At 40.6% G+C, this 10,397-nt stretch carries 10 protein-coding genes; 7 read left to right on the forward strand and 3 right to left on the reverse strand.

Annotated elements, in window-relative coordinates; all coding sequences use genetic code 11:
* Window positions 1-274 precede the first annotated feature (274 nt).
* The 3 genes from GPK60_RS05085 to GPK60_RS05095 are packed head-to-tail and all read left to right on the forward strand — an operon-like array spanning window position 275 to window position 2,656.
* The gene (locus GPK60_RS05085) at window positions 275-982 is read left to right on the forward strand and encodes a hypothetical protein (protein ID WP_215659009.1); all 708 of its coding nucleotides are present in this window, start codon (window positions 275-277) and stop codon (window positions 980-982) included.
* Window positions 979-2,355, forward strand: a complete 1,377-nt coding sequence (locus GPK60_RS05090; RefSeq protein ID WP_215659010.1) for a YqeG family HAD IIIA-type phosphatase — start codon at window positions 979-981, stop codon at window positions 2,353-2,355. Before GPK60_RS05085 ends, GPK60_RS05090 begins: the two co-directional genes overlap by 4 nt.
* Before the next feature lie 34 nt (window positions 2,356-2,389).
* Window positions 2,390-2,656, forward strand: a complete 267-nt coding sequence (locus GPK60_RS05095; RefSeq protein ID WP_346727720.1) for an exonuclease domain-containing protein — start codon at window positions 2,390-2,392, stop codon at window positions 2,654-2,656.
* A gap of 207 nt (window positions 2,657-2,863) precedes the next feature.
* On the opposite strand, the gene GPK60_RS05100 is transcribed toward GPK60_RS05095, so the two are convergent.
* From GPK60_RS05100 to GPK60_RS05110, 3 genes are all read right to left on the reverse strand, one after another.
* Window positions 2,864-3,040, reverse strand: a complete 177-nt coding sequence (locus GPK60_RS05100; protein ID WP_022118249.1) for a (2Fe-2S)-binding protein — start codon at window positions 3,038-3,040, stop codon at window positions 2,864-2,866.
* A 74-nt stretch (window positions 3,041-3,114) separates the two neighbouring features.
* A complete protein-coding gene (locus GPK60_RS05105) occupies window positions 3,115-3,660 on the reverse strand; it encodes an NADH peroxidase (protein ID WP_022118248.1) in 546 nt (181 codons plus the stop codon).
* Between the two features lie 244 nt (window positions 3,661-3,904).
* A complete protein-coding gene (locus GPK60_RS05110; protein WP_022118247.1) occupies window positions 3,905-4,288 on the reverse strand; it encodes a transcriptional repressor in 384 nt (127 codons plus the stop codon).
* A gap of 213 nt (window positions 4,289-4,501) precedes the next feature.
* On the opposite strand from GPK60_RS05110, the gene trxB reads away from it, so the two are divergent.
* The 4 genes from trxB (at window position 4,502) to GPK60_RS05130 (ending at window position 10,318) form a co-directional block, all read left to right on the forward strand.
* The gene (gene trxB, locus GPK60_RS05115; RefSeq protein WP_022118246.1) at window positions 4,502-5,413 is read left to right on the forward strand and encodes a thioredoxin-disulfide reductase; all 912 of its coding nucleotides are present in this window, start codon (window positions 4,502-4,504) and stop codon (window positions 5,411-5,413) included.
* A gap of 257 nt (window positions 5,414-5,670) precedes the next feature.
* On the forward strand, window positions 5,671-7,347 hold the full coding sequence (locus GPK60_RS05120; protein ID WP_215659011.1) for an SH3 domain-containing C40 family peptidase: 1,677 nt from the start codon (window positions 5,671-5,673) through the stop codon (window positions 7,345-7,347).
* A 677-nt stretch (window positions 7,348-8,024) separates the two neighbouring features.
* Complete coding sequence (locus GPK60_RS05125; protein WP_173898535.1) at window positions 8,025-8,246, forward strand: hypothetical protein; 222 nt, start codon at window positions 8,025-8,027, stop codon at window positions 8,244-8,246.
* Window positions 8,247-8,644: 398 nt separating this feature from the next.
* Window positions 8,645-10,318 (forward strand): Ig-like domain-containing protein, encoded by a 1,674-nt coding sequence (locus tag GPK60_RS05130; RefSeq protein ID WP_215659012.1) that lies wholly within the window; start codon window positions 8,645-8,647, stop codon window positions 10,316-10,318.
* Window positions 10,319-10,397 lie beyond the last annotated feature (79 nt).

Raw genomic sequence — 10,397 nt, forward strand, 5'->3', positions numbered from 1 at the left:
CGTGTAAAATATGATATGAAGTGTTTTTAAAAACTATGGCCGTTCAAAAACGTACAGCAATGTGCAAAATGAACAATTCCAAAGAAGGCACTTTTACGTGCCTTTCGGGGAATTCGTTCATTTGCACATGCAATACTATGATATGAGTGTCGAAAGGTTTTTTGCCATTCATTATTGCCTGTCGGCTATTTGCCGACAGGCTTTTCTTGTGTGAAAAATAAATGTAAGGTATAATATATGCTACCAGAGTTAAAAGGTTACGAAGGAGTTAAGTATGGAAAAGGAGAAAAATTTAACAAACAGGTATCATACCCCGTCATTGATCGTGATGCTTACCCATGAGGATCAGACTGTTCAAAACGCATATGAGATTTTTGATGCATATAAGGATTCTGATGCAGAATACTGGGGATTTAAGGAAGAGCCGCTCCCCCTTTCCCAGATGAAAGACCTTTATGCATATATGAAAAGCTGTGGCAAAAAAACAGTTCTGGAAGTGGTTGCATATACACAGGCGGAGTGTATGTCAGGTGCAAAAATGGCAGCAGAATGTGGCTGTGATTTTTTGATGGGGACTGTTTATTCAGATGTTGTGAATGAATTTTGCAGGGAAAATGGAATCAAATATATGCCATTTGTAGGAGAAATCCATGATCGCCCATCCGTTCTGGAGGGAACCTGCGAAGAGATGATCCTTCAGGCCAGAGAATATCTTGCGAAAGGTGTCTATGGAATTGATCTTCTGGGATACAGATATACAGGAGATGCAGCCAGGCTGAATGAAGAGTTTGTAAGAGCTGTGGATGCGCCGGTCTGCATAGCAGGAAGCATCAATGGTTATCAGAGACTGAATGAGATCAGGAAAGCAGTCCCGTGGGCATTTACAATAGGCAGTGCTTTTTTTGAAAACAAGTTTGACGGTAATTTCGGAGAACAGATCAATAAAGTTTGTCAGTACATAAAAAGTGAGAAGATAACATGATAAAAAAATATTATCCATATGAATATGCCGAAAGTGTATTTATGATTGACTACCAAAAGCTATATCAGAAAGGTTTTCGGGGAATTATTTTTGACATAGACAATACATTGGTACATCATGGTGACGATTCCACACCGGAAATTGATGACCTGTTTCGTAAAATTCAGGGACTTGGTCTGAAAACATTGCTGTTGTCAAATAATGACATAGGAAGAGTGGAACGATTTATTAAAAATATAGATACACCTTACATCTGCGATGCGGATAAACCAAATCCTCAAAATTATCTGAAAGCAGTGGAGATGCTGAATATAAAAAAAGAAGAGGCAGTGGTTATAGGGGATCAGGTATTTACAGATATTCTGGGAGCAAACAGAAGTGGTCTTGCCAGTATTCTTGTCAGGTTTATCAGGCAGGATGATGAAAAGTGGATCGGAAAACGGAGATACGTTGAATATGCAATCCTGGAATGCTGGAAACGTGATAAAAGCTGTTACAGGAGAATTGGTGATATTTATACAGAAGGAACGGCCAAAAATATGAAGAAAAAGAAAGAAAAAAAGCTTTTTTGTGAGATCTGTCCGCTTACGTATGAAATTTCAAAGTCAAAAGAGATATGTAAAAGACATATACAGGATTTTGCAGGCAAAGAGAAATTTAGTACTGTAAAACAAAAAGAGAAGCTGCCAAATCTGGTGTTCAGCTACAACTCCGGCCTCATAAAAAAAGGAAAAGGAATAGATCCCGTGCTTCAGAAAAACAAGGCAAGAAACATTCGCCTTGCATCCTCCAGGATAAATGGGATGATCATTCATCCCGGAGAGACTTTTTCGTTCTGGAGGACTGTAGGGAAAATATCAAAGAGGAAGGGTTACCGGGATGGTCGTATTATTATAGGAGATAAGCTTATGCCCGGGCTTGGAGGCGGACTTTGCAATCTTGGAAATACCATTCATCTTCTTGTGCTTCACAGCCCTCTTACCGTAACAGAATTTCACAGCCATTCAGATGCACTTGCACCGGATCATGGTAAGCGTGTTCCATTCAGTTCCGGGACATCTGTCAGCTATAATTATATAGACTACAGGTTCAAAAATAATACAGATCAGAATGTACAGCTTCTGTTATGGTGTGAAAACGGGAAATTATGCGGAGAGCTGAGAAGCGAGAGGGAATTTCCTCACTATTATGAAATTATTGAAGAGAACCACCATTTCCATAAAGAAAAAGAGAAATTTTTCAGAATTTCACAAATTTACCGGAATGTGATCGACAGAGCCACCGGTGAAATAACAGACAAACAGCTCATTCGGGATAATCATTCAGAAGTAATGTATGATTATGACCAGATTCCGCAGGAATTAATACGGTAAAAGCTGGTTCAACAGCCGTCTGCCTTTCGAAATCATAGAAATCGGTGCAGTGAAACTGAATGAAAAGAAAGAAATTGTGGATAGCTTTCAGCGTCTGATCAAGCCGCAGGTGTACAACTGGATTCATGACAGTATCCATGAAGTGATTCATATGAATTACAAGGATCTGCAGAATGGAACTGTTTTTCCTCAAGCAGTGACAGAATTTATAGAATGGTGTGGCGAAGAATATTATTTGCCATCCGCTATCATGACAAAAACGGCTACATACAAAGTTTTGACAGCAAGATTGCTTCTGTAAAACCCTGGTGGAAATAGCATAATGGATTTTTTAAAACGTTCACAAAAAATCTGACAAGTCCCAAAAGCAGAAACAAAAATGCCCTGAACTTCCGGAGATGATCCTACAGATATCTCCTTTGGTTCAGGGCATTTTTTATTTTATATTTCCATACCGATCAAATGCGTTCGACTTGAATGAGCAGCAAGTGCTTTGACCTGTCTGGAATTATTTTGCAAATTCTTCCAGCAATTCAGCGATACGATCCTGGCAGCCGCCGCAGAGGGTTCCGGCTTCGGTTGCTTCACCGATTGCATCAACGGTAGTATGACCTTCGTCATACGCTTTTTTGATATCTCCGGCTGTCACATCAGCACAGAAACAGATGGTTTCATTTAAATCCATACTGGCACCTCCGTGGAAATGAATTTATTCTGGTCGGAGAAAACTCCAACTTCTGCGTGCGTTCGACTTGAATATTATTCTCCGAAGTATCTCTTAAGCAGACCTGCGAATGCTTTTCCATGTCTTGCTTCGTCTCTTGCCATTTCATGAACGGTGTCATGGATTGCATCCAGGTTCAGAGCTTTTGCACGTTTTGCCAGATCTGTTTTACCTGCGGTAGCACCGTTTTCTGCTTCTACACGCATTTCCAGGTTTTTCTTTGTGCTGTCTGTTACAACTTCACCAAGCAGTTCTGCAAATTTAGCAGCGTGCTCAGCTTCTTCATAAGCTGCTTTTTCCCAGTAAAGACCGATTTCCGGATAACCTTCTCTGTGAGCAACTCTTGCCATAGCCAGGTACATACCTACTTCAGAACATTCACCCTCGAAGTTTGCTCTCAGGTCAGCTTTGATGTCTTCCGGAACATCAGAAGCGATACCTACTTCGTGCTCTGCAGCCCATGCCATTGTTGTATCCATCTCTTTGAATTTAGAAGCCGGTGCTTTACATACTGGACAGACTTCCGGAGCTGCTTCGCCTTCATAAACATAACCACATACTGTACATACAAATTTTGCCATTTTTTTGATCTCCTTTTCACTTTGATTTTTAATAAGCTAATCCTGGGATGTCCAAAACTTTTACGCTCTGAACATTCACAGGTTGAATCCTTGTATTAATAATAGTAATTGTTACTGATATTAAGATAGCACATCTTTTGCTTTCCGTCAAGACTTTTTTAATAGTTTTTTTCATTAAGTTTTGCGGGGTTTTTACTGTAGTGTGTTTAACAACAGAATTTTCCTGTTTTAGCAGATATCTATATTATGCTAAACATTTTTTGCAGATTCCGTAAAAAGTAGTCGTGTGACTTCTGATTTTGCCATCAAATTTTTTTTGTGCTGCGATGGTGATCTCCTCGTTATCATCCAGGAAGATATCTTCTACACAATGGCATCTTTCACACACAAAGTGATCGTGTGGTGTGATCCTGCCATCGAAACGGTCAGCACTATCTCGCATATTTAACTTGAGGATCTGTCCGGTCTCAGAGAGCAGGGACAGATTGCGGTAAACCGTACCGAGACTGATATTTGGAAAGCTCTCCCGCAAATTCATGTAAACCATATCAGCAGTCGGATGTTCTTCCGAGTGAGCAAGAAAATCCCGGATGGCTTCTCGCTGTTTACTGTACTTTAAAACTGCCATAATGTTCTCCTTTAGATAAATGATGCCAAGCTTAAAAATTTCAAGTTAATCCTGATATCATAATATTAGTAATAGTTATTATTATAATAATCTAAAAAAAACCGTTTGTCAATGCTTTTATTTTACAAAAAGATTGACTATACTAATATCGGATAGCATTTCAGGAATATACGGTAAGCAACAGGAAAATAATGGATATCAGGAGGAAATACAATGGAAAAAACATATGATCTGATCATCATTGGTTCGGGCCCTGCAGGTTTAAGTGCTGCGATCTATGCCCAGAGGGCGGGACTGGATACTCTGGTTCTGGAAAAGGAATATATCAGTGGAGGACAGGTAGTGAACACGGCAGAGGTGGATAATTATCCGGGACTGCCGGGAATGAATGGATATGAGCTTGGCATGAAATTCCGTTCTCATGCGGATGCACTGGAGGCGAAATTTCAGATTGCAGAAGTAAAAGACATTATAATAGAAGAAACACAGAAAACGGTGCGTACAAACGAAGGTGATTTTTATGCAAAAAATATTATCATCAGTACGGGGGCAAGTCACAGAAAACTGGGCGTTCCGGGTGAAAAAGAGCTGGCTGGCATGGGTGTTTCTTACTGTGCGACCTGTGATGGAGCATTTTTCAAGGGAAGAACGGTTGCCGTAGTAGGAGGCGGAGATGTGGCAGTCGGAGATGCCCTGTTTCTTGCAAGAGGATGCAAGAAAGTTTATCTGATCCACAGAAGAGATGAGCTGCGTGCGGCAAAGAGTCTACAGAAGAAATTAATGGCTCTGCCGAATGTGGAGATTATCTGGGATACCGTTGTCAATGAAATCTGCGGTGAAGATCAGGTAGAGGCACTGTTTATTGAAAATAAGAAAACAGGTGCGAAGAAACATCTTCCTGTGGATGGTGTGTTTGTAGCTGTCGGTATGAAACCAAATACGAACATGGTTCCGGATGAAATTAAAAAAGATGAGGCAGGTTATATCGTGGCAGATGAAAATTGTGTCACAAATGTTACGGGAATCTTTGCAGCCGGTGATGTGCGTACAAAAATGTTACGTCAGATTATTACAGCCGCAGCAGATGGTGCAAATGCAGTAGAGTCCGTTCAGCACAGTATTTAATGCTAATACCCGGAACAAAGCGGAATATACGTGAATTGCAGAAGTATAAAATAATTTGCAGAGCCTCTTTTAAAGTCAAATACTGTTTCATATCTGTGAAAAAATATTTGAAAAATGTATGAAATCCTTATAAAAGATATTAATTACTGTTGACAAAACACCTCCGGTTTGTTATGATTAGCGTGTAAAAAATGTAACAGTTTTGTAATAAATGAAAATTACACAGTGTTTTCAATACATGGAGGTAGATATAAGTAATGAAAAGAGGAGTAGTAAAAGTCACTGCATGTTGTCTTGCAGGAAGCGTTATTTTCGCAAGCACCGGTCTTACCGCTTTTGCAGCAGGGGAGATGCCATTAGCAGGAATCGGAGCTGAGATCATTGCAAGTCAGGAAAAGAAGGAAAATTCCGAAACAAAAAAAGTGATTGCAACCGGTTATGACAGTCTGGTAATTGCTCAGGTTGATGAATATGTAAATATTCGTGATGAAGCAAGCACGGAGACAGGTCAGATCGTTGGAAAGTTATATAACAATTCAGCAGCAGAGATCATTGGTCAGACAGGTGACTGGTACCTGATCAAATCCGGAGATGTTACAGGATATGTAAGCAAAGATTATTTTGTAACAGGTGCACAGGCAGAAGAGCTGGCAGCAGAAGTCGGAGATGATGTAGCTACGGTAAATACAGAGACTCTGATGGTTCGTAAGAAAGCAAGCACTGATTCCGATGTTATCGCACTGGTTGGAGACTCACAGCAGCTTCAGGTTATTGATCAGGAAGACGGCTGGGTAAAAGTAGCAGTTGATAATGACGTAGTTGGATATGTTTCCAGCGACTATGTAGACTGTGAAACAAAATTTGTAGAGGCAGAATCCATCGAAACGAGTACAGCAAGAGAAGAGGCAGTACAGAGTGCTCTGGATCGTGCAGATCAGATGAAAGAAGCAGCAATCAATGCGATGAACAATGCGGATGCAAACGAAGCAGCCTATGCAGCACAGGAAGCAATCGTAGCAGCGGCAGAAGCAAAACAGCTTGCATCTGAGCAGGAATTAGATTATAACGTACAGGAAATCGCTTCTACCGCAGTAAGTTCTGCAGATGAAGCACAGTATGCAGCATATATGGCTGAACAGTATCAGGCAGCAGCAGAGGCACAGGCAGCAGCAGAAGCGGAAGCAGCACGCCAGCAGGCAGAAGCAGAAGCAGCGTATGCAGCACAGCAGCAGGCACAGGCATCTCAGCAGCAGCAGCAGAATCAGAATTGGACAGGTGATCAGACACAGCAGGAAACACAGGCACCGTCCACAACAACGGATACAACGACAACACCGGATTACACAACAGGTGATACGACAACAACACCGGACTACACAACAGGTGATGCGACAACAACACCAGATTACAGCACAGGTGATGTTACCGTTACTCCGGATTACGGCACAGGCGATACAACGACAACACCGGATTATACAACAGGTGATACCACCGGAAGTACAACGACAGACAGCTCTGCACCATCGGCTTCTGACTATACCGGAGATGTTCCACAGTCAGATGCAAGCAGTTCTGATTCTCTCAGACAGAGCGTTGTAAACTATGCACTTCAGTTTGTTGGTAATCCATATGTATATGGTGGTACAAGCCTGACAAACGGAACAGACTGCTCCGGATTTACACAGTCTGTCCTGGCAAACTTCGGAATCAGCATTTCACGTACAGCTGCATCTCAGTCAGGCGGCGGTACTGCAGTAGATATGAGCAATTTACAGCCGGGCGATCTGTTGTTCTATGATAACGGAAGCGGTATCGGACACGTATCCATGTACATCGGCAATGGTCAGGTTGTTCACGCAAGTAACGAACAGACCGGTATCATCGTATCAAGCGTAGATTACAGAACCGCTTGTGCAGCAAGAAGTTACTTTTAAGAATAAGATTAATTGAACAGAGAACTAAAACGGGAGTGTTCGCAAGAACGCTCCCTTCTTACGTTATAAGGAAAAATACTGCGTTTCTGCGGAGTGTTTATCTTAATTGAAGGTTGAAGGCTGATAAGATAGATTTGCTGCACATTGTTTGCGGAAGCGGAAGTCTTCTGGAATTAAGATAAAATAATTAGATAATTTTAAATATTTACACGCTGATTAAGACAATTCTAATTAAATAGAAAAACAATAAAAAAAGCCGTTTGGCAAAATGCACAAAAGATTTGAGATATAAACAGAGTGTGGATAAATTCCTGTGGATTCACGCACGAGTTATCCACAGTGAAAAATGTCGAATTTGCTGAAAAATAGAGTTATACACTGAGTTATCAACATTATCCACATTTTTTGTGCACAAAGGCAGTGTTTATAAATTCCAAAAAACAAACGCACGTTTTGTGAAGAAATGATAAGTGATGTTTCCAAACGTCAAAAAAGTGAAAAATCGCATATTTGTATACTTATAAAAAATGAGTGAATTATCAGAAAATTATAATTTGCCCATGGCATAATCCTCTTAAGTACAAGAATGTCGCTGATATATGATTGAAAACAGGATATTGTTACGTTATAATTTTGCTATATGGGGGGGATTTTATAAGAAATAGAATGAAAATATTATGAGACGAAAAAAACTTTTTGCGGCGATGCTTGCAGCAGCCGTAGCATTTGCGGCATGTGGTTCTTTGCAGTATATTATGTTCCCGAAAACAGTGACAACAGTTGGAACGAAGCTTGTTACAGATTTCACTTCTCTGCTCGCAGTACGTTACACCGGAACAGAGGATGAATGGAATGCATCTGACTTTAAGACGCAGGAATTCAGCGAGTTACCTGCGTGAAGTGCGGTCTGAAGAAAGAGGAGTCCATTCCAAAAAAAGAACATAATTTTTCAGAATGGTGTGTTATCATACAGCCTACGACGGAAAGGGAACAACGGTGATCACTGTAAAATCCAGAAAAATAACAGCAAAATGCAAGGTAAAAGTAAAATGATGTAATTTGATTTGCAGATATAGAATCCCCTTTTGGAAAATCCTGACAGCAGTTGTGTTGTACCTGATGCTGCCGGAATATCTCAGGGGGGATTTTTTACAGCAACCAGAACAGGAAAAAAGACGGAAGACCTGAGAAAGGAGATAGAACCAAAGATATTACAGGGAGTTTCTAAGATGTAGTATACTGATGATTGTCAAAAGTAATAAATGAAAATAAGAAGTAAAAGAATCAGGAGGTTCAGATGAAGAAAAAATATTATGGAATATTGCTGGCAGCAGTGATTGCCGCCGGCACAATAGGTGTAACAGCACAGGCAGCAGAACTGGCAGATACGGAAAAACTGACAGAAACTGCAAATGTAACAGACGATGTAAATACAGCAAACAGCACAGATGCTTCTGTACAGGCACAGAGTGATGAACTGGAAGTGCCACTGGTACTGAACCAGACATACACCAGAAGTTTCTCACAGGTCGGACAGAAATATTATTTCACGTTTACACCGGAAGAAACAGGATATTATTATGTTGATCTTAATTTCCCGGAAAATATGAACATTCACGTACTGGATGATTACTCTTCCGATGCACTGTATTTTGCAGAAAAGCTGAACAATACAGAATCTTATACATTCTGTCTGGAACTGCAGGATTCTGTAGGTGGACAGGTGCAGGGAACGGGTACGATCACTTTCCGCAAAGCTCCAGATATTAAAAACGTTACCCTGCAGAAAGCAAATGCCAGAGATGTTTTCTACAATGCAGATTTTGAAACCATTTCCCCGGATGGAGCGAAACTGACAGTCGAATATGAAAATGGCACAAAGACTTATTCGTTTGATTGGGATAATGGTACTGCTTTTTCTCTTACAGATGATTATAAATATGCATTTAATGTTATGTTTCTGGATGCAAATGGGAATGATATATCAAATGTTGTAAACAATCCGGGTATGGCTGGTGCAAAGGGAAATTACCAGGTCAGAGTGTCTCTGAAAACGTTATCCATGAACAGTGATAATGGAGAGAAGGAGAAATTGACAGGAACTGGTTATCCGATCACGATACGTGACCTGTCACTGAACAGCTCCAACAAACTGGATATGAAAAAATCCTATCCTTCTTTAAAGTACACGGACGGAGAAACTGCGTATTATTGGTTTACACCGGATAAAAGCGGTGCTTATTATGTGAGCGTCACCGGATATGGTGCGGACTACTGGCAGAAATCCTGCTGGTTCCGTGTATACGAAAAAACAGCCAGCGGATATCAGTCGAAAGGGATGGCGATCGGTACACTGAACTGCAAGCTGGAAAAAGGAAAGCAGTATATTTTAACTGCTGATCACTATGGAAAATCCAGTGTTTTTGGTGCATGTTTTGCAAAAGCAGATATGTATGTTCCACTGGAAGTTGCACAGACACCATACGTGGAATTGAATGTGAAGTCGGATGTGACGGTTCCATTGAAAGTGAAAAGCTCTTACAAAATAAAAACCATAAGAATGCCTTCGACTGACAGGATTGTTTCTTATAAGAGCAGTGATACAAAAACAGCAACCGTTTCTAAGAATGGTACGATCAAAGGAAAGAAGATCGGAACAGCAAAAATTACGGTAACACTTGCCAGCGGTTACAGTACTTCATTCAACGTAAAAGTACAGAAAAAGAAAGTTGCCGTAAAGAAAATTACAGTGGACAAAAAGAAGATTACTTTAAAGAAAAAGAAGAGCTATAAAATCAAAGCAGAGCTTCAGCCGATCACCGCTTCCGATAAAGTAACATTTACCAGCAGCAATAAAAAAGTAGCTACTGTAAATGCAAAAGGAGTGGTGAAAGCCAAGAAAGCCGGAACAGCGAAGATTACGGTCAAAGCCGGAAAGAAGAAAGCGATCGTAACAGTAAAAGTAAAATAAAAATTGACCGAGCTCTTTAGAGCGAGGGATGCTTCTTGTCCGAAGGGCAAGAAGATGGGTATTAAGAAAACTTATACGT

The organism is Ruminococcus sp. MCC718, assembly GCF_018783905.1.
Lineage (GTDB): Bacteria > Bacillota > Clostridia > Lachnospirales > Lachnospiraceae > Hominisplanchenecus > Hominisplanchenecus faecis.